Source organism: Rhizobium azibense (genome assembly GCF_004342325.1).
GTDB classification, from domain to species: domain Bacteria; phylum Pseudomonadota; class Alphaproteobacteria; order Rhizobiales; family Rhizobiaceae; genus Rhizobium; species Rhizobium etli_B.
This window is the reverse complement of record NZ_SMBJ01000011.1, coordinates 130,535-151,586: the sequence shown is the minus strand read 5'-3', so window position 1 is coordinate 151,586 and position 21,052 is coordinate 130,535. Positions and strand designations below refer to the sequence as shown.

15 protein-coding genes are annotated in these 21,052 nt (G+C 58.1%); 6 read left to right on the top strand and 9 right to left on the bottom strand.

Features of this window, described 5'->3' with window-relative positions; translation table 11 throughout:
- Positions 1-20 precede the first annotated feature (20 nt).
- From traG to EV130_RS25540, 3 genes are read right to left on the bottom strand one after another with little or no spacing between them, the layout of a single operon-like run.
- Positions 21-1,940: a Ti-type conjugative transfer system protein TraG gene (gene traG, locus EV130_RS25550; protein WP_132662038.1), complete on the bottom strand. Its 1,920-nt coding sequence runs from the start codon at positions 1,938-1,940 to the stop codon at positions 21-23.
- Positions 1,931-2,158, bottom strand: coding sequence for a conjugal transfer protein TraD (locus EV130_RS25545; RefSeq protein ID WP_132553504.1), 228 nt, complete (start codon positions 2,156-2,158; stop codon positions 1,931-1,933). Before EV130_RS25545 ends, traG begins: the two co-directional genes overlap by 10 nt.
- Positions 2,148-2,435, bottom strand: coding sequence for a TraC family protein (locus EV130_RS25540; protein ID WP_132662172.1), 288 nt, complete (start codon positions 2,433-2,435; stop codon positions 2,148-2,150). Before EV130_RS25540 ends, EV130_RS25545 begins: the two co-directional genes overlap by 11 nt.
- Before the next feature lie 219 nt (positions 2,436-2,654).
- Here EV130_RS25540 and traA point away from each other — a divergent pair, with 219 nt between their 5' ends.
- Complete coding sequence (traA, locus tag EV130_RS25535) at positions 2,655-7,265, top strand: Ti-type conjugative transfer relaxase TraA (protein ID WP_132662036.1); 4,611 nt, start codon at positions 2,655-2,657, stop codon at positions 7,263-7,265.
- A gap of 1,118 nt (positions 7,266-8,383) precedes the next feature.
- Here the strand turns inward: traA and rctB are convergent.
- From rctB to EV130_RS25510, 5 genes are all read right to left on the bottom strand, one after another.
- Positions 8,384-8,785 carry an SMa0974 family conjugal transfer regulator gene (gene rctB / locus EV130_RS25530; protein ID WP_074062199.1) on the bottom strand — a complete coding sequence of 134 codons (402 nt, stop codon included), beginning with the start codon at positions 8,783-8,785 and terminating at the stop codon, positions 8,384-8,386.
- A gap of 421 nt (positions 8,786-9,206) precedes the next feature.
- On the bottom strand, positions 9,207-9,659 hold the full coding sequence (locus EV130_RS25525) for a helix-turn-helix domain-containing protein (protein ID WP_132662034.1): 453 nt from the start codon (positions 9,657-9,659) through the stop codon (positions 9,207-9,209).
- Between the two features lie 312 nt (positions 9,660-9,971).
- On the bottom strand, positions 9,972-10,157 hold the full coding sequence (locus EV130_RS25520) for a hypothetical protein (RefSeq protein ID WP_132662032.1): 186 nt from the start codon (positions 10,155-10,157) through the stop codon (positions 9,972-9,974).
- Positions 10,144-10,848: an acyl-homoserine-lactone synthase gene (locus tag EV130_RS25515; RefSeq protein ID WP_132662030.1), complete on the bottom strand. Its 705-nt coding sequence runs from the start codon at positions 10,846-10,848 to the stop codon at positions 10,144-10,146. Before EV130_RS25515 ends, EV130_RS25520 begins: the two co-directional genes overlap by 14 nt.
- 76 nt (positions 10,849-10,924) lie before the next feature.
- Entirely contained in the window at positions 10,925-11,653 is a 729-nt protein-coding gene (locus EV130_RS25510; RefSeq protein ID WP_245520110.1) for a helix-turn-helix transcriptional regulator, read from the bottom strand.
- A 45-nt stretch (positions 11,654-11,698) separates the two neighbouring features.
- Between EV130_RS25510 and EV130_RS25505 the strand changes: the two genes are divergently transcribed.
- On the top strand, positions 11,699-12,916 hold the full coding sequence (locus EV130_RS25505) for a C45 family autoproteolytic acyltransferase/hydrolase (protein ID WP_165918573.1): 1,218 nt from the start codon (positions 11,699-11,701) through the stop codon (positions 12,914-12,916).
- Here EV130_RS25505 and EV130_RS25500 read toward each other — a convergent pair.
- Complete coding sequence (locus EV130_RS25500) at positions 12,892-14,055, bottom strand: hypothetical protein (protein ID WP_132662026.1); 1,164 nt, start codon at positions 14,053-14,055, stop codon at positions 12,892-12,894. The genes EV130_RS25505 and EV130_RS25500 overlap by 25 nt on opposite strands.
- Positions 14,056-14,193: 138 nt before the next feature.
- Here EV130_RS25500 and alr point away from each other — a divergent pair, with 138 nt between their 5' ends.
- The 4 genes from alr (at position 14,194) to EV130_RS34020 (ending at position 20,770) form a co-directional block, all read left to right on the top strand.
- Positions 14,194-15,288: an alanine racemase gene (alr, locus tag EV130_RS25495; protein ID WP_132662024.1), complete on the top strand. Its 1,095-nt coding sequence runs from the start codon at positions 14,194-14,196 to the stop codon at positions 15,286-15,288.
- The gene (locus EV130_RS25490; RefSeq protein WP_132662022.1) at positions 15,285-16,193 is read left to right on the top strand and encodes a DMT family transporter; all 909 of its coding nucleotides are present in this window, start codon (positions 15,285-15,287) and stop codon (positions 16,191-16,193) included. Before alr ends, EV130_RS25490 begins: the two co-directional genes overlap by 4 nt.
- Entirely contained in the window at positions 16,180-17,055 is an 876-nt protein-coding gene (locus tag EV130_RS25485; protein WP_165918572.1) for a TIGR01459 family HAD-type hydrolase, read from the top strand. Before EV130_RS25490 ends, EV130_RS25485 begins: the two co-directional genes overlap by 14 nt.
- 907 nt (positions 17,056-17,962) lie before the next feature.
- Positions 17,963-20,770, top strand: coding sequence for a M10 family metallopeptidase (locus EV130_RS34020; RefSeq protein WP_132662018.1), 2,808 nt, complete (start codon positions 17,963-17,965; stop codon positions 20,768-20,770).
- Positions 20,771-21,052: the final 282 nt, after the last annotated feature.

The following is a 21,052-nucleotide window of genomic DNA, read 5'->3' as shown; positions in this document are numbered from 1 at the left end:
ACTGACGATATTCTTGCCGGTCAGAGGCTGGTTTTGACGAAACGGTTGGCTTTGGCCTGCTCGTTCATGTCCTTGCGCCGAAAATAGATCGCTCGCCCGCAACGGAGCGGACTTTGGCCTTGGACGATAACGATCTGTTCGTCCTTTCGCATCGACTGGGTGATCTCGTGTGGCATGATCAGCGGTCTTCTTTGAAAATTCACACTTTCCGATTGGCGCGATCCCATGGCAGAACTGCTCCAGCCGATATTGCGCGACCGGCCCTTTACCTCGACGGTCATTTCCCCGCATTGAGCCGAGACGCTGCGGGCCGTGTCGAGTGCCTTGACTGCGGCGTAGGAGGCAAACGCGCAGCCGTCGATCCATGAGACCGCCCCGTCCTTGCCGAAATGCCGCTCCAACTGTCCGACGGACTGGTACATCAGCATCAGAGTGATCCCGTATTTGCGGCCGCGGTCGCGCGCTTCTTCCAGCACCCGCATGTAGCCGAGCAGGTCGACCTCATCGAGCATGAACAATGTGCGGCGGTCGAATGCGCCATCGGCCTGCACCATGGCCTTGATCAATGAGCCGATGATCACCCTTCCGATGCCAGGATACGAGCGCAGGATAGCGGCCGGGATGTTTAGGAACACATCCTTTTTGCCAGAGACGATGTCGCCGGATCTGAATGCGTTGCCACAGACGAGACCGGCGTAATTTTCGAGCGACAGCCATTGCGTGTCCTTCGATGCGGTCGAGTAGACGCCGGAAAACGTCTGCTCCGTCATGTTCGTGAAGACACCCAGCGTCTCGCGGATAAAGGCCGACCCAGAGTTCTCCTGAACGTCGCGCAGCATGGCGAGGACCGACGGCTCGGGCTCGGAAACGATCTGACGCAAACTACGCAGCGTTCGCCTGCCGGCATATTCTGGCGAGAGCATCACATGGGCAAGCAGTCCGGTCAGCAGATTGTGCGCCTGGTTCTGGAAGTAGGCGCCACTTGACGATTCGAAACGTGCGCTTTCCGACAACAGCATATGCGCCATTCCGACGATGTCTTCTTCCTTGCGGGCCGACGATTCAATGCCGTCGAGGACGTCGAAGCCGGTTCGCGGATCGGCAGGGTCGAGCACCATCACGTCACGGCCGATGACACGCCTGCGGTACTCGACCACCATCGGTGCAACTTCTGTCGACGGGTCGAGGCAGATGAGCGGACCGGAATATCGAAGTGCCGTCGGCACGACATTGCTGGTTGTCTTGAATCCGCCGGAGCCGGCGAAGAACAGCATATGCGTGGAGTCGAAATCCTGCTTGTAGGTCAACAGCGGCGCCCTGCCGCCCTTTCCCCACGTCGAACGATCGTTCGGGTCGAAGGGAAGCTTGTGCACGAGCTCGCGGTCGACGCGATAACGCTCGCCGACGACGATTTCGCCGTCCGGCGGGAAAAGCCTTGCGGCCGCAGGCATCGAGAGCCAGTCGGCGTCACCGAAGATTCCACCTTTGACGCGCCTGACTGGATCGGCAACCACGACGGAGATGCGCGCTGACACGGCAACGATCAGAAAGCCAGAAATAAATCCAGTCACGACGAAAGCGTCGAGATAAGAAAGCGCCTCATCCCAGGCGACAAGGCCGCGCTCGACCAGGGGAGCAAGACGTCCATATTCGCGCAAGGCGTAGAAGCCGGCAACGGCGAGAAAGCCGAGAAGGCTTGAGATCGCGATCGGACGGCGTCGATGCAATGGCAAGGGCCAGACAGTCAGGAGCCCTGCGAGCGGTCCGAGCAGAAATGGCGGCAGCGGTGCTGACCGCAGGAACCAGTATTGCATTCTTCCTGGCATGCCGACTGCCAATGCGTGCCATCGCCACCCAGTCACGTAGACAGCAAAGGCGGTGATGGCGACGGGGACGAGCACAAGCATAAGGCTTGGATGCAATCGATGCTTCAATGCCATTCCGTCCTCTCCTGACCAGCATCCAGAAAAGCGGCCCTGAACGCCTCTTCGCCAAGGTCGCGCAGCCGCTGATGTTCTAAAGAGCCCGGAACGATCCGGGCCAGTTCAAGCAGGCCGCCGAACAGGAACGCCCGGTCGGCTTTCGATAGCCCGGCCCTGACGACGATGCCGCCGATCAGAAATTTCTCGCGCGCCTCGCGCTTGCGCTCAGCCGTCATGTGAAACCGCCGCCGGCGTTCCAGTTCCGCTATCCGCTGGTCGAGGCGCTTGAGAAGCCGCGCCACCAGCCGTCCTTTTCTCCTCTTTGCGAAATCGCGCCGCAATCTCGGCGATGATCTGATCGAGTGCTTCGTCGGGTAACTCCATTTCAGCCAGACCCGCCTTTGTGGCGGCGCGAGCAAAGCGCTCGGCGGATTTGACTATCAAAAGTCTTCTGCGTTCCTTAAGCTTCTCGATCTGCGCATCGAGCTCGGAAATTGATGATTTGGCTGACATTCTTGATGATCCATTGTGTCGTGTTGATGTGACACTCTGATTATACACTCTGGAACAAGTCAGTTAAACAGGCTATCTTGCGCCGGCCTCAGAATCTCGTGCGGAATTCCGGCCGCTGGCCTTCTTCGGAAAAGCGGTATCAGCCCAGCCGGCCCGATCGGTTTGAGGGCGCAATATACGTCGCTCGCGCGACGTGGCTGGACAGGTCTGGAGACGGTCGTGGCGATCATGTTCGTCAGAGCGCAAGTGATCAGCAGGGGAGCGGGACGGAGCGTCGTCTCGGCTGCGGCTTATCGCCATCGCACGAGAATGACGGACGAGCAGGTTGGCACATCCTTCAGCTATCGCGGCGGTTCGTCCGAACTGGTGCATGAGGAGCTGGTCCTGCCGGATGAAACGCCGGCGTGGCTGCGCAAGGCGATTGACGGACGCTCGATCGCCGGTGCCAGCGAGGTGCTCTGGAACGCCGTAGATGCCTTCGAGAAGCGGGCCGACGCGCAGCTTGCCCGCGAACTGATCATTGCCTTGCCTGAGGAACTGACGCGAACCGAGAACATCACACTGGTGCGCGAATTCGTCCGCGACAACCTCACCTTAAGAGGAATGGTCGCCGACTGGGTCTATCACGACAAAGACGGCAATCCTCACATCCACCTGATGACAACGCTGAGACGTCTGACGGAAGAGGGGTTCGGGCCGAAGAAGGTGGCGGTAACTGGAGCAGATGGTAAGCCGCTGCGCGTCGTAACGCCGGACCGTCCGAAGGGCAGGATCGTCTATCGAATCTGGGCCGGCGATACGGAAACGCTGAAGGCGTGGAAGATTGCCTGGGCCCACACGGCCAATCGGCATCTGGCACTTGCCGGACATGAGATCCGGCTCGACGGCCGCTCCTATCCCGAGCAAGGCCTGGACGGAATCGCGCAGAAACATCTCGGTCCGGAAAAAGCGGCATTGGCTCGCAAGGGCAGACAGATGTTCTTCGCGCCGGCGGAGCTTGCCCGCCGGCAGGAGATGGCGGATCGACTGCTTGCAGATCCCGAACTCCTCTTGAAGCAGCTTGCCAATGAGCGCTCGACCTTTGATGAGCGTGATATCGCCCGGACGCTCCACCGCTATGTCGACGATCCGGTTGACTTTGCCAATATCCGTGCGCGGCTGATGGCTTCGAACGATCTCGTGATGCTGAAGCCGCAAGCGTTCGATCCGCAGACCGGAAAAGCTGCAGAGCCCGCAATCTTAACCACGCGCGACATCCTGCGCACCGAATATGACATGGCTCAGTCTGTGCGAGTTCTCGCGAAGCGCCGCGGGTATGCCGTCGCCGATCGGCGGATTACCGCGGCGATCGGAATCGTCGAAACGCGTGATCCGCAAAGGCGTTTCCGGCTCGATGCGGAGCAGGTGGACGCCGTCAGGCATGTCACAGGAAACAGTGCCATTGCTGCGGTCATGGGGCTTGCCGGCGCCGGCAAGTCCACACTTCTGGATGCGGCGCGCATCGCTTGGGAAAGCGAAGGTCGCCGAGTGATCGGCGCAGCACTTGCCGGAAAGGCCGCCGAAGGCCTGGAGGACAGTTCGAAAATCAAGTCGCGGACGCTTGCATCCTGGGAGCTCGCCTGGACCGATGGCCGCGACAGGCTTGGGCGCGGCGACGTGCTTGTGATCGACGAAGCCGGCATGGTGTCGTCGAAGCAAATGGCGCGCGTCCTGAAGTTTGCCGAAGAGGCAGGCGCGAAGGCCGTCCTGATCGGCGACGCCATGCAGCTTCAGCCGATCCAGGCGGGCGCTGCGTTCCGGGCGATTACGGAGCGGATCGGCTTTGCGGAGCTTTCGGGCGTGCGCCGGCAAAGCGAGCAATGGGCGCGCGAGGCTTCCCGGCTGTTTGCGCGCGGCGACGTCGAACAGGGTCTCGACGCCTATGTGGAGCGAGGTCATATCATCGAAGCGGATACGCGAGAGGACGCCATCGGACGCATCGTTTCCGACTGGACCGGTGCCCGTCGCGAACTCCTTCAGAGATCGGCCGATGAAGGAAGCCCGGGTTTGCGCGGCGACGAACTACTCGTTCTCGCTCACACGAACGCGGATGTGAAGCGTTTGAACGAGGCACTGAGGACGGTGATGATGGCCGAGGACGCGCTTCGTGACAGTCGCGCCTTCCAGACCGAACAAGGGGCGCGTGAATTTGCCATTGGCGACCGTATCATCTTCCTCAAGAACGGCCGTTTTCTCGAGCCGCACGCTGCGAATATCGACGTCCAGTATGTCAAGAACGGAATGCTGGGCACGGTTGTTTCGACGACCGATAAACGAGGTCGGACATTACTTTCAGTGCGCCTCGACAATGGCCGTGATGTCACCTTCAGTGAGGACAGCTACCGCAATGTCGATCACGGATATGCCACGACGATCCACAAATCTCAGGGTGCCACCGTCGACCGGACGTTCGTTCTCGCGACCGGCATGATGGATCACCATCTGACCTATGTTTCGATGACCCGCCATCGCAACCGTGCCGATCTATACGCGGCCAAGGAAGACTTTGCGGTACAACCTGAATGGGGCACTCACCGCCGTTTCGATCATTCAGCCGGCGTCACTGGCGAACTTGTCGGTGTCGGAGAGGCACATTTCCGCGCAGGAGCGGACGTCGATCCGAGCCCATATGCTGACGTCAAAACCGATGACGCGGTTACGCACAGGCTCTGGGGCGTAAGCCTGCCGAAGGCACTCCGGGAGGGTGGGCTCCACCTCGGGGACATGGTCACTCTGCGCAAGGACGGTGTTGAGAAGGTCAAAGTTCAGGTTCCTGTCATCGATGAGGAAACCGGACAGAAGCGGTTCGAGGAAAGGGTGGTGCATCGCAATGTCTGGGCGGCCACACAGGTCGAAGCCGCCGAAGCCCGCCGGAAGCGCATCGAGCAGGAGAGCCATCGGCCCGAACTGTTCAAGCAGCTTGTCGAGCGGTTGTCGCGTTCCGGCGCCAAGACCACGACGCTCGATTTCGACGATGAGGCTGGCTACCAGGCCTATGCAGGTGATTTCGCGCGGCGTCGCGGGATTGACCATCTCGCCGAAATCGCTGCCGGGATGGAAGAGAATGTCGCCCGGCAGCTGACGCGACTTGGCAGAAACAGGAAGGAACTGGCGATGGTATGGGAGCGGGCAAACGTTGCTCTAGGTTTTGCGATGGAGCGCGAGCGCCTCATCGCTCATGATGACCGGTCCCCGGCTGCATCCGTTGCGCAGACCAGTGTCGAGGACATGCGGTATCTTCTGGCTCCTGTGACGTCTTTTTCAAGCGGCGTGGAAGAGGATGCGCGTTTGGCGCAACTGGCTTCACCGGGCTGTCAGGCGCGCGAAGCAATCCTTCGCGCGCAGCTCGCAAAGATCTTTGTTGATCCGGACAAGGCGCTTGCCGTGCTCAACGAGATGGCTTCGCACACTGACGCGCCGCCCCAACGGCTTGCCGACGACATTACACGCGCGCCGGCCAGGCTCGGACGTTTACGCGGCTCGGACCTCCTGATCGATAGGCGGGCGGCGCGTCATGAGCGCAATGCCGCAATTGCCGCTCTTGCTGAATTGAAGCCGCTGATGCGCGCCCATGCTGCGGCCTTTCGCAAGAACGCCGAACGCTTTGCAGCGCGTGAGCGGACGCGCCGCGCGCAAATGTCTTTGTCGATTCCGGCGCTGTCGCGAGCTGCTCGTGCCCGCCTCGACGAAATCGAAGCCGTCCGGCAACGGGGTGGGGAGGAGGCTTACAAGACGGCGTTCTTGTTCGCCGCCGCGGATCGTTCCGTCGTGCAGGAAATCAAGGCGGTCAGCGCGGCGCTGACGGTTCGCTTCGGCGGGAGCGCCTTTACCGATAGGGCCAATGAGCATGTCGAGGCCAGCGCCATGGAGCGCATGCCGAAGGACTTGATACCGGAAAGGCGCGAGGAGCTGGTGAATGTCTTCAAGGCTGTGAAGCGGTTTGCCGAAGCGCAGCATCAGGCCGAACGCGAGGATCGCACGCGGATTGTCGCTGCCGCGGCCTTTGATCCGGAAAGGCAGAATTCGCCGCCGCTGCTTGCCGGGGTAACCGAATTCAAGGCGCCGGTCGAGGAAGAGGCCAAAGCACGCGCCATGTCGACACCGCATTACCAGAAGCGCCGCGCAGCCCTTGCGGAAGCGGCGGTCAACATCTGGCGTGATCCGGCCGCAGTGGTGGCGACAATCGAGGCCTTGGTCACAAGGGGTATTGTGGCAGATCGCATCGCTGCAGCCGTCGCCAGCGATCCCAGAGCCTACGGAGCGCTGCGCGGTTCGGACCGCCTGATCGACCGGCTGCTTGCTTCCGGGCAAGAGCGCAGGGATGCGCTGCAAGCCCTCCCAGAGGTTGGCAGTCGCCTGACGGCCCTTGCTTCTGCCTATTCGAGTGCATTCGGTGCGGCTCTCCGCACGCTTGCTGAGGAGCGGCGACGCATGGGGATAGCCATTCCGGGGCTGAGCAGGGGTGCTCGCGATGATCTCGTGCGCCTCACCTTAGCGGCCAAGAAGAACCCGGGGGCGCTTGCCGGAATGATCGGCGCGCTCGATCCGAAGGTCCGCGACGAGTTCGCTGCGACAAGCAAGGCTCTCGACGCCCGCTTCGGGCCCGGTGCAATCGGGCGTGATGAGAAGGGGGTCGTCAACATGGTGCCCTCTGCCGAACGGAAGGCGTTTGATGCGATCCGGGCATCGCTCAAGGTCTTGCAGCGGGCTGTTCGGCTCGAGAGCAGTCAGAAGATCCTGACCGAACGCCAGGCGCGGGCAACCAGTCGTTGGCTCGGTCTCGATCAATAGGGCGGCACGAAATTTACGGCCCACAAGCCAATGGTGCCATCGCCCTCATGGGCACAAGCGCTTGTGGCGGCGAAGCGCATTAGGCTTCGTCGCTATGATCCGCCGCAGTGGCGCCCGACCGCGCGGCAAGTTCAGACTTACTGTTGCGGCGTGCCTGCAGGCGGCGTGACGGGAGCAGGCGCGGCATTGTTGTCTGTCGGGGCTGACGGCGTTGCTGGAGCCGGCGCGGTTTCGGAATTGCTCGTCGAAGCAGTGGTCTCTGGATCGGTGTCGGGCAAGCTAGACCACTGGGTGAGAGCGAAAGCGCCAATCGCAATCAACCCTGCTGCTGCAATCCATGCCACCCAATTCGTACGGCGAAAATCAACCGGTCCGGTTCGAAACCTACGACCAAGCTTTGGTTTTTCAGGATCATACGTCATTTGGCATCTCCTTGTGGGAGGAAGAATGTCGTGACGCGTTATTGGTTCCAGGGGCCCTTCTCAGGGGATTGTCGCCGCGATGGGCAGCGTCCGGATCTATAGATTGGGGTCCTTCATCGACCATCGTCTTGAACTTCCGCAATCTCGAATCTGGAATAACTTTAAAGATTGGGCAGCCGTCACGCCTTCTCGGGATAAACGAGGCTGCAGTCGTCATTGGCAGGCTCCAAATAGATTTCGAAATCGTAGAGGCGGATTGATCCGCTCCGAGTGTTCGATCCTCAGACCGCATAAGCGGAATTTTCTTGAGTTTCACGCGCCGACATCAACTCAAAAAAAGACCGCCCCGGTCAACGAGGCGGTCAACGCGGATGTCATATCCGCCGACCACGGTGAAACAGAGGGAGACACCGAAGCCGAAAAATCGCCTCCCTGGGGTTGGGGGGGGTGTTTGAGGCGACGAAAGCGAACCTATCATTCGACTAATACCTCGCGAAATTATACAGAGGTTGTCCCAGACCTAGACGCAGGTATGCGGCGCCTAGGGTGCACGGGGTTGACGTTGGGCTGGCGACCTAAAAGAGTTCGTCCGCGCGTGCGCTGAATATGGGGGCTTTGCTTGCCCTCGCGCACGCGTGTCGGGCCAGTGTCTTATGCGCAGCCGGATGCCATCGATCACCCCAGGCACGTATGGCTTCACGACGTGCATCTGGCACCGTCGTCGCGGGGCGTTGCAAACAGCCCCTCGATCACCGCAAAGGGCTTGCCGACACTTAAATACCAAGAGATCTCCAGCTGCGCGTCCGACCTTGCGCGAAAGAGGCCACTCTCAAGCAGTAGCTGAAGAGCGTGGCGGACGACGAGATTGCTCGCACCGACCCATAACAGGAGGCCCCCCTCGATGCCCCGAACAATTGCCTTGCCTTCATCGAAGATGAGCGTCCGTTCCGTCCCGTCGCCATTGACCATCCGAGCGAGATTCGAGATCGGCAAGGAAATCTGCTCAACGAGGTAGCACGGGTTCGACGCAAAGACATGAGTTTCGGCGGCATGCCCAAAGGTTTCAGATTTCCATGTTGATCGATCGTCAGTTGCCATGACAATGTTACCTCCTTAGTTTGTCGGGAAGTCATATCCTGCGCAACCGCCGGCGACATTGTTGCGTCCTTTGCCCCTACAGTTGATGACGAGTGCGGAATCCTGCATTGGCAAGCCGGGTTTGCAGAGGCGCATGAGGGAAGCTTCGGCCGCGCTTTCAAGTCCAGTTCGGCGCCGTGTTGACCTCAACATGTCGCGGCAGTGCGCGAGAAAGTTTGTGAGCGGGGCCGGAGCACAAATATGGTAGGAACTCCCGCTTGGCACCCGTGGTTTCGACGGGCCAAAAAGCCATCGTTGACGCAGCGTTTGGAATGGCGGAGGAACGCCGGAGATGGGCGCCACCAGACTCTCTGTAGCTGACGGCTGCGATAAAATGGGGCCCATCGCTACACGTTCGGTGGGCCCTAGTTATAAGGGCGATTCAGTCGTTCGCGCTGCTGAACGTGGCCAGGAGAGAAATGAACTTCGGGCGCATCTTCTTCGGTATCGCCATGAACGTATCCACTAGCCGTTGACCCTCGTCAGTCGCTATGAATTCCTCACGTATTTCGGCCTTGCGACTCAATGCTGCACTGCTGCCGCAACCGGGCTTCGAAAGCGTCTCGAAGAAATAGGCCATCGGTACGTCAAGGACCGCGGCAATCTCATAGAGAACGGAAGAGCTGACGCGGTTAGCGCCTCGCTCGTATTTTTGAATTTGCTGGAAAGAAACGCCGACGCCGGCACCGAGCGCGGCCTGAGAAATTCGCAATTGCTGGCGTCGTACGCGAATGCGTTTTCCGACCTCTTGATCGACGGGGTGAAGTGAGACCGGGTTGCTGGCTATTTTCTCAACCGGAAATGCCGGCCCCTCAAGGGGGTAATTCTTTGCCATATATGAGCTCCCACAGCCAGAAGTCCTGGCGGATCTAGCAGTCGGGGAGTTGGAAAGCCGTTTTGAATCAGCCCCTGTGGACTTTAGCCCGAAGGCCTTTTGCATACTCCACAGGCTCCCCGACCTGAAAGGTCACGAAGTAGTCGCTCAAAAAGCGTGTTATCAATCAAAAGGGGTTTCCACGCCCCAAGACGAACAGCGTCGTCTCCGTTTCAGTTTAACAACGAAACCCACGATTGCAAAGAACTTTAAGATCAGATCTTAAAACGGCTGGTTCATCCGAGGTTGCTGCCGCCTGCAACTGTTTGACCGTTAGCGCTGGTCCTTGCCATTTCCGTCGTCTGTTTCGAGAACTATCATTCCCAGCAGATATCGTATGAACTCCAGGTCTTCATTCGGTGGATAACGGCGATAGACTTCCTCCACGATCCTTAAAAGGTTCTGGGTCTTGTCGTGCACCATTGCCTTGATGAAGCGCTCGGCGCTAGCTGCATCCATCAGTGATTTCCTGCGCCGCGCCACGAATTGAGTCTTTCCAGTTCGGCTGATGATGGAGATGTCGTTCGCGGACGCGATGCAGCCCCCTTTGAAGATTGGGTGGGAGCAAAGACTGCGTTATGCCATAAGCCAAGCGGTGACGTTGAAGCACCGTTGCTGATGGGTAAACTGCGGCTGCAACGATCGTCTCGCCATTGTAGAGCGCTGGCTTGCAAAGATACTGGACAGGGTAGCCTCTACCCTTCATCATCTCGACAAGCTTGGGATGCGCCTCGATGATCACAGCCTCGGCGCCAACGTGTACGAGGTACTCCAGAACGCCGGTCATCAACACGTCCACGGCCGCGACGTTATCAATCCGCGGAGCCACCTTTTCGGCTGCACATCGTCCCCATTCGAAGACGCGTGGGCCACAGGGGTACGGTCTACCTTGCAAGAGCTCAGGATAAATCTCAGAAAGTAGGTGCGGCAAGTTTGTGGGGAGCAGCCGCGAATAGCCGATGATGTCGTGGCCGTGGGTTAGAACCAGATGAACGGTGTGGGACGTGTCAAAGGCATCCCGCTCGCATTCATCGGCGCGGCGCACTGCCTCCCAGCCTAGCTCGTCCACAAAGCGGCGATGGCGATAACGCCAAATGGGCTCCATGAGCGCTTGGTCATTGGCCTGCTTGCCACGGATAATTTGGAGCATAAAGTTCACCTCAGGTCGCACGCCGTAAGTTTACAACCTTCGGTTCTTCAAAACTATTCGCAAATTGTCGTAGTTTTTATCGCTGAAGGCCCTGCCGGAAGGCTTCGGCGATTAATTGAGCACGATTTTTGGCCTGCAATTTCAGCTGGAGATTTCGCAGGTGCTTTTGTACCGTCCTTTGCGAGCGGCCGGTGATCCAGCCAATTTCCAAATCCGTCTTACCCGCTGCGCACCAGGCAAGGCATTCGCTCTCGCTGCGCGTCACGGACACAGATTTGCGGACTCTGTTTTTGATGCCTTTGAATTCGAGAAGCCGCGCATAGGCGCTCGAGGCAACAATTTGCAAGAGGTTGTTCTCTTCGGCGGAAATATCTAAGCGTGGGCCCACGAGTGAGAAAACACCATCCAGCCCTACATTGGAGTGGAGGGGAATGGTAAGACCATCCGCCAACCCGAAGCGGGCCGCCTCCTTCATGATCTGCCGCGCTTTCGGCGTGAGCCCCTGGTCATCGATGGCCTTCGACCAAATGATCGGCTTGTCGTTTCGTTTGACCAGATCGACGACCGGATCGCGGTGGATAAAGTTCTTGCGAATGTACTTCTCGAACCATGCCTCAGGCCAGCCATTGAGCAAAAAGCAACCCTCCAACCGTTCATGGCGAAGAGGTAATGCTGCCATCACGAAGCACTCGAAACCGAGTTGCGTCACCACTTTGCCGACGAGATCCGTCAATTCGTTGCACGCCTGCGCTGCGTCGCATGCCTTGAGAAAATCAAACATGAGGTTGGCTAAAATCCTGTTCACCCCAGATCACTCCGTTGAGCAGAAAATTTCCTCTGAAATATGACTGTGTCGCAATCGGCTTGGACAGCAACGCTGCCGCCGGAATGCCGCGTTGATATGTGTACCGTGTGCTTAACTTTCGCACCACTCAAAATTGCGTATTATGGACGCATGGCAGATATATCTCATAATATGGGGGTAATTTGCTCTGTTATTCGGGTTTTCATGTCGCGACGCCTTCCTATCGTAGTTTTGTATGGCTCTCCATTCGAGCGCGGTCGTCAGCATGGCTCTCTCTTCTCCTCTCCGATCAGAGTGGCCGTCAACTCGCTCCGGGAAAAAGTGGGACAGGCGGGGTGGAGCGCTGCGGAAAAAGTCGCCGGAGCGTCGTGGACATATCTTCAAAGCCACCAGCCGCAGATTGTTGCAGAAATTGAGGGGATTGCGGCCGGTGCTGGATTTTCTCCGCTCGAGATCTATTGCCTGAACGGTTTCGAGTTTTTTGATGAACCGGCGGCGAAGGGCTGCACGAGCGTGGCGGTCTCGACATCTGCAGGCGCGGTTGTCGGCCAGAACTGGGACGCGCCGGTCGGTACCGAGGAGCAGCTTGTTCTCATCTCGTATTGTGAGCGCGGTCTTCAATGCACAATGGTCACGTCGCCGGGTACGCTTGGCTGGGTCGGCTTCAACAGCTGTGGCTTTGCTTTCGTCACCAATGACTTGATGATGGACCGCTCGGCAACCGGCATCCCGAGCCTGGTTGCCAGGCGCCTGATCATCAGGCAGAGACGGGTAGGTGATGCCATCGCTGTCTTGCGATCGATCGATCACATGGGCGGCCGCTGCTATTTGTTCGGGGACGAGACGGGCTCTGTCGGAGGTGTCGAGATCTCTCCCAAGGCAGGCGTGGTTTCTCTTGAGGGACCGGCTATCGTCCATACCAATCATCCTTTGACAGCTCCCGTCTTGCCGCACGAGAACGTGGACGTCGCGGCTGCAGTCTATCCATCGAGCCAGGCCCGCCTGCTTGCCCTCAACCGCCTGCGGCCCTTGCTTGACGGTAAAGCAGGCGTTCAGCGGGCGTTGAGCGACACCTCCGGTGCGCCGGACGCGATATGCAAGTCTTTCTCCGTCAGCGAACCAACACAGACTGCGTTTTCCTTCGTGTTCGATTGTCGCTCGATGGAGGCTGCACTCTCTATCGGGCGCCCCGCCGCGAATGCCTACCACGATTATGCCGCGGGGAATCCGATCAGGCGTCATGCGGATGTCAGGTCTGCCTGACCGGAACGTCGGGCATATTCAGCGAAACGCGTGGCAAGCTCATGTGCCCGATCCTCGCATTCGTCCGGTCTGAATGCGTTGCAGTTATAGCCGAGGGTTTCGCGCATTATTCCGGCAGACTCTTCCACTATGTGCACCGTCCCGTCGACATCAACCGCCTCGATGCCATCGAAACGCTGGCATCGACGGTTGATGTCGATGGCATCGTCGAGCGTTAGTCCGTTCGGCAACTCGACCAAGAATCCGTTCTTGGAAACCCGCACCGGATAGCCTCCGACAAGCCCGAGGGGGCCAGGGCCGTGAACGACGTCCCCCTTTCGTCGCGCGACCGCATGCAGCATGGCAGTCGCCGAGGACGCCGTCACGGACTGCCCGGCCAGACCCTTGATGCGGCGGAAGCGGCCCGCGACATGGCTGAAGAGTGTTTCATGATCAAGATCGTCGGGCGAGACTTCCATTCCATCGGCGTAAACGGTCAAATGATATGGAGCACCCGCGGCCGTTCCCGTGCTCGGCATGCGGTAACTCAGGTAGTGATGGGCAAAGAAACGCACGTCGATCGACGCCGGATCGCGCCCCAGAAGATAGGCTGCAGCAAGGCGAACACCAGGAACGGCGTTGGCGATGTTTCCGATGCCGACGGCAGGCGCCAGGCCTTCGGCGGCGAGGGCCGCATTGACGACATCGGGATAGGACGCGTTGACGACGATAGCGTTACTTTCTGCTAGCCGGACAGCTTTCATCAGCCGGCGGATAAGCACCATGTGCATCGGCGTCCACACGCCGCCACGTGCTCTATCTACGCGCTCATAGGCTTCCTTCGGCAGCTTGGTGATCACCCACCATGAATGGAGAGTGGTCGCGTTGAATATGATGTCCGGCCTCAGCTTCCCGATTTCTGCGGCGGTTGCTTCGACATTCATGAGATCCATTGGCACGACGACTACATTCGAGGTATGCCCAAGATTCATGGCCGTGTAGAGAGCGAGATTCACGCGCAGCAGAGCGTTATCGGGCCGTCGTGCGCCCACCATGATCTCATAATGCGCGCTGCTTTGCGTGAGAAGATCCAACACATCGCCTCCTAGCACGCCGCTGCCGACGATCAATATTCTTACCGGTCGCGTTACTTTTTCCATTGCCAATCCTCCCACCTATCATTGCTCTCATTGCGATTAATCGTGATCGAGTATCCTCTATGGTAGAAATATGCTTGTCTTTCCTAAAAATTGCAATACAAAATTAAAGCTCGTAATAATTGTAAGTGATGACGCGAGATGTCCTCTTCAGAGCCGGAGTTGGAAATTGACCTGTGTGCCATTGGGTGGAACTTCCGGGTTTTGACCGCTCTGACTGCGGCGACCGTGTCGGCTGTGGTCAAGAGCGATGCCTATGGCCTCGGGCTGGAAGCAGTTGCCGGCGGCCTAGCTGTCGCAGGCTGCCGATCCTATTTCGTGGCCGATCTGAGTGAGGCCGAGAAGCTGCGACGCATCTTGCCACGTGCAGCGATCTACGTATTGGCGCCGGACTATGCGGCAGATCCGACCCCTTATCATGAGCGACGGCTGGTGCCCGTGTGCAACTCACTGGAGGATGCGACCTGTGCCGCTCTGTCTGCCGAAAGGGCTTCTTATGCGGTCAATCTGGAAACCGGATTTCACAGGTTCGGCTTGACCTTCGACGACGTCCGCAGACTGGCTCAAACACAGACGCATTTCCCGACTGTCGCGCTAAGCCATCTTGCTTGTGCCGAGACGCGCGAAGCGGCGACAAACGCGCTGCAATGGAACCGCTTCGTTTCGATGTGCGAAATCTTGCGGCCACGAGGAAGAAGCCTTGGCGCGTCGGCGGCGATCTGGCTCGGCCGGCGCTTTCACTTTGATATCATTCGCGCCGGATCGGCGCTTTATGGCCTGAAAATGCCCACGGTCGATCCGAGCCCAATTCGTCCGGTCGTCAGGCTCCGGGCTCCACTCGTGGCGGTTCAAACCGCCTGCGCGCGTGAAGCCGTCGGCTATGGCGCAACATTTACGACGTCGCGCGTCACGCGTATCGGCACTTTGGCACTCGGCTATTCGCATGGCTTTCCCTTCGCTGCGGCGAACCGGATTTCCGTCAACATCGGTCCGCATCAAGCGCCACTCATCGGTCGTGTGGCAATGGAATATGTGACGGTCGACCTAACTGACGTCCCTGAAAGCCTTTGCCGGCCGGGTATCGGTGTCGAAGTTATCGGTCCGCACCTGCTGATCGACGATTTGGCGCGTGCTGCGCAAACAAATCCCCAGGAGATTCTGCTGCGTTTAGGCGCCGGTTGCCGGCGCCGCTACGCCAATTCACCTGTCGGGGCAGTTGAGGACCAGGACCGATGATGACGAGCCAGAGGAGGGCGGCTTTCAGCATTTTCGGGGCGACCCTATTGTGGAGCACCGCCGGTCTGTTCATGCATATGCTTGCCACGCAGACTTGGACGATCCTCTTTTGGCGCAGCCTCTTCGGCGCCATCTTCGTGGCCGGCTTCACACTCCTGAGAGGCGAGCGCGTCCTGATTTACGAAACGATTTCAATCGACCGCCTGGGACTGGTCGCCTCAGTTCTGTCGGCAGCAGCGATGATGGCTTTCATTTCCGCCCTCCGACACACCTCCGTTGCAAATGTTGCGTTGATCTTTGCAACACTTCCACTTGTCATCGCACTAATGTCTCGGCTGCTGATCGACGAACCACTTTCGGCGCGTTCAGCGGCGGCTTGCGTCGGTGTATTTACGGGCGCGGTCGTGATCTTTTGGGGCTCGGCCTCTGCGTCCGAGGCGGGCCTGATTGGCGACATGCTTGCTGTTGTAATGACGGTTACGATGGCACTGATGGCGGTCGCCCTTCGCCTTTACCAAGGCCGCTCCGTCGTCGGCGTAGTCATACTTTCCAACCTCATGACAACGGTCTTTGCCGCATTGATGGCGACATCCCTGACGGTGTCTCTTCGGGAGTTGGCGATCCTTGCATGTTTCGGCCTGTTTCAAATGGGGGTTGGCCTGATCCTCTTCAGCGTTGGGGCTCGAAGCCTACCAAGCACTCAGGTCGCATTGATCACGACGTTGGAAGCGCCACTTTCGCCGTTATGGGTATGGCTGTTCTTTGACGATCGCCCGAAAATCGCAACTGTCCTGGGCGGCGCTCTGGTCCTTTGCACAACCACGTCATACCTTCTTGCCGAGTGGCGGCGACCATCAGGCTCAGGCAAACAACATGAGGACGCAAAGCGCGATGGCATTCGCTAGGCCAACTCTTCTCACGGGTATTTCCGAACTTTCGGAAGCGTACGACGGTTTCATTATCGATTTGTTCGGCGTGGTCCACAATGGCGAAACTGCTTTTGCCGGAGCAATCGACTGCCTTGCTCATCTGATTGCGAGCGGCAAACGCGTCGTTCTCTTGTCGAACTCGCCGCGCCGCAAACAGGAGGTATCAGACCATCTCCTCGGGATGGGGATTTCCGACGCGTTCTATGACGGGTTAATCACGTCCGGTGAATTGGTCTTCGAAGCCCTATCTGGAACTGAAAGCGGCGGGTGCCTGCAGTTGGGAAGGCGTTTTTATCATATGGGTCCAAAAGTGCTGTCGAAATTAATGGCGGGAACAGGCAAACGTGCCGTCCCGGCAGTGAAGGACGCCGACTTCGTACTGGTCACCGGAACGCTCGAGGAGCAAACCCTTGCCGAAAGGGAGGCGCTGCTGCATGCCTGCCATGATCGAGGACTGCCAATGATCTGCGCCAATCCTGATTTGCAGGTGCTGATCGGCGACCGGCGCCTGGAATGCGCTGGCGCGATTGCCGCACGCTACGAGGCAATCGGCGGAAAGGCATGTTATTTCGGAAAGCCGCATCGGCAGGCTTATGCAAAGGCACTCGGCGTTCTGGCTATGCCCACGCCTTCCGTAGTGTGCATAGGGGACGGATTGAACACCGATGTCCTCGGCGCAAACCGCTCGGGATTTGATGCCGTGCTCGTAATGGGCGGAATTCACCAGTCGGAATTGCGACCCTATCAGGAGGGGCACATCGATTGGAAACGGGTCGATGATCTGATTGTTATGTACCAGGCGTATCCTCGCTTCATGACAAATTCGCTTTCCTGGTGAACTCGCGGCGAGCCGGGCTGCTCGGCGATCTTGAGGCGTTGGGAACGAAGCGCCGAGGCAAAATGATGCGTGGGATGGTCAAGCCAGGCAGATTGCCGGCTTCCGTTGCGCTGATCTTGATGCAGGGATGCGAATGGCATGTGATCACCGCGTTGGCCGGATCGGCCAGGTCATTCGAGGCGTCGGGATAGGCTTGGTGCCAAAGCCGAGGCCCTACTCCACCCGGGATCCGGTCGGGCTCGGTTGGCGCCGTCCTAAGCAAGTGCGCACGTGCCGTCGGCGACCATGTCGTGACCCGGGTGAGGCGCGTCCGGTCGGCGGATAGCAACGACGATTGACCCTGTAACCGGTTCCGCTCAGTGTTTCCTAGCGCCACAACGTCTCTCAATCTGAGGATATGGCGAACGGAATGGCACTCCTACAATTGATGATCGCGTAATTGGAGCATTGCTAATGTCTCTGCGTGGTCATCGATTACGGCATATAGCCTAAAACAAATGCTTAGCGAGCGGAAACTGCCAGTCGATTTTCTAATGCCGCCTCCTCATTAGCGACATGTCCGCCTGAGTAGCTCGAAGTTGATCAGCGACAGATTGACTGCGAGTTAGCGCCAACCCGGGCTAAAGGCAAGAACGAAACACGTTCATCCGGTCGTGCCGATCGGGGCCTGCTAAAAGCATTCCTGCTGCCAACGTCCTGGTCTGGAAGAGTGAAGTGGTGTTGGTTGAACAGGAAAATCCTGTTTCTCGTGGAAACAAGCCTCATTAGCAGCATAGCTTCGATGACGGCGCTTCACGTAACGTGGGCACTTAATGAGGTGTGGTTTGCTAATGGCGATTTTTTGCTATTGCGAGCAGAAAATCGAACCGACATAACGCACGGTGGATGATTAAAAGGGCGGGATTCGATGACGGGCGTTGTCACTTCGACAAAGAGCGTAAGCTTGACGGGAGACCAGAGAATTGACGGGCTTATCAGCGGCTATGCGTGGGATGGAACGATAACCTATGCGTTTCCCACCAGCTCGACATCGTACTCGTATGATGGTGAGAAAGACTACGGTTTCTCTTCAATTTCCTCGCAGCAGAGATCATTTGCTCTGTTTCTTATGGAACAATCCTCTGGAAACACGGCGAATGACGGTTTCTCAGTAGAGGGATTTACTAACGCCAATTTTGTGATCGGGCACGTGGACACCGCGTCGCTGCGATTCGCACAGTCGTCCCACCCCAGTCTCCCGACTGCAGGAGCCTATTATCCAAGCACAGATAGCTGGGGCGGCGATGTCTGGTTCGGGACGGAATATGCAGGCACAGAAAGTGATTATCGGCTGCCGGAGTTCGGCAACTATGCGGGACATACGTTGGCGCACGAATTGGGTCACGCTCTCGGGCTGAAACATAGTCATGAACCGGATATCAACCCGACGATTGTGCCCAGCGCCTACGATTCTATCGAATATACGATCATGACTTACCGCACGTATATCGGAGACGACGCAAGTGGCTACAAGTACGAGCAGAATGGCGCGCCACAAACCTTCATGATGCTTGACATCGCCGCCTTACAAGAAATGTATGGTGCGGATTATACAACTAATGGTGGCAATACGGTTTATAAGTGGAAGCCGAGTGAAGGCGTCACCTATGTCAACGGGATCGCGGCCATCACGCCCGATGACAACAGGATCCTCGCAACAATCTGGGATGGCGGCGGTGTCGACACCTATGATCTGAGCGCCTATACCACGCGCATTAAAATTGACCTGCGACCAGGCGGCTACTCGGTCTTTTCTCAGAACCAGCTGGCCGATCTGAACGGTGGCCCGAATAACGGCTATGCTCGCGGTAACATTTTCAACGCGCTTCTTTATCACAACAACCTTGCGTCGTTGATCGAGAATGTTCAGGCAGGCTCCGGCAACGATACGATTGTCGGCAACGAGATGAGCAATAGCCTTTGGGGCAATGCCGGAAATGATTCTCTTGACGGCGGTGCAGGAAACGACGTGTTGTTCGGCGGGACCGGTGGCGATCGATTAGTTGGCGGTACAGGTGCGGACACCGCCTCATACGAGACTGCCCGTGCTGCCGTGGTAGTAAACCTGGCAAACAGCGCGGGGAACACCGGAGATGCTGCCGGAGACAGCTATTCCTCCATTGAAAGCCTGACCGGTTCGACTTTCGCTGATACGCTGTACGGCAACGCAGTCGCCAACCGTTTGAAGGGTAGTGCAGGCAACGACCTGTTGATCGGCGGCGCTGGCGCCGACCAGCTCGTTGGAGGAAGCGGCGTTGACACCGCTTCCTACTCTACCGTGACTGTAGGAGTTAAGGTCAGTTTAGTGAACAGTTCGGTGAACACCGGAGATGCTGCCGGGGACACCTATTCCGAAATTGAAAACCTGGCCGGCTCGACTTTCTCCGACACACTGTACGGCAATGCAGGCACCAACCGTTTGGACGGCGGTGCAGGCAATGATTTGTTGATCGGTGGCGCCGGCGCCGACCAACTCGTTGGGGGAAGCGGATCCGATACAGCCTCCTACAGTACTGCTACGGTCGGAGTGAAGGCCAGCCTGGCAAATAGCGCAATCAACACGGGGGATGCTGCCGGCGATACCTATTCTCAGATTGAAACTCTGGCTGGTTCGACTTTCGCTGACATGCTGTACGGCAATGCAAGCTCCAACCGACTGGACGGCAGCGCGGGCAATGACCTGTTGGTCGGTGGCGCCGGCGCCGACCGGGTCTTTGGCGGCGGCGGCGTCGACACTGCTTCCTACTCTACAGCGACTGTAGGAGTTAGGATCAGTTTGTTGAACAGCACGGTGAACACCGGGGATGCTGCCGGAGACAGCTATTCCTCCATTGAAAACCTGACCGGTTCGACTTTCGCCGACACCTTGTACGGTAATGCAAGCGACAACCGACTAGACGGCAGTGCAGGCAACGACCTGTTGATCGGTGGCGCTGGCGCCGACCAGCTCGTTGGAGGAAGCGGCGTTGACACCGCTTCCTACTCTACCGTGACTGTAGGAGTTAAGGTCAGTTTAGTGAACAGTTCGGTGAACACCGGAGATGCTGCCGGGGACACCTATTCCGAAATTGAAAACCTGGCCGGCTCGACTTTCTCCGACACACTGTACGGCAATGCAGGCACCAACCGTTTGGACGGCGGTGCAGGCAATGATTTGTTGATCGGTGGCGCCGGCGCCGACCAACTCGTTGGGGGAAGCGGATCCGATACAGCCTCCTACAGTACTGCTACGGTCGGAGTGAAGGCCAGCCTGGCAAATAGCGCAATCAACACGGGGGATGCTGCCGGCGATACCTATTCTCAGATTGAAACCCTGAGCGGCTCGCTGTTTAACGACTTTCTCCATGGCGATGCCTTGGCAAACCGTATCAACGGCAGTTCCGGCGACGATCAGATCAATGGCGGCGGCGGAAATGACATGTTGCGCGGCGGGACCGGTGACGATGTGTTCGTCTTCCTCGCGAATTTCGGCAAGGACGTCGTTGAAGACTTCGTTGCAGCGTCGGACGACCTTATAAGTTTCGCGGCAGATATCTTCGATGACTTTGCCTCCATGCTTTCTTCGGCTAGCCAGGTCGGAGATGACACCATAATTACCTACGATATCAATAACATCGTCACGTTGAAGGACGTCACCCTAAGCGGTCTCACCAGCGAACACTTTTTCTTTATGTGAATACAAACACGACAAGTTGGTGAGGGCGTAGCTTCGCCCGCACCAATACATCCATTCAGAGCTCCCAAAAGTGTCCGGTTTAGAGAAAGGTAACGTCGTGTATCCACTAAGAAATCGGCGACGCGTGGATGAGGGTCGTCTATGGCCATCCTCTCAACCGTCGCTGTCGTGACCTTTGAGTTCGCCACGACATCCAGGTTGTAGAAACTTCCGCCGACTACGTCCTGTCGCTGCTGCGAATGGGTTATAGACAGCATTTCCACCCGCCTAAGTTGCGACCGA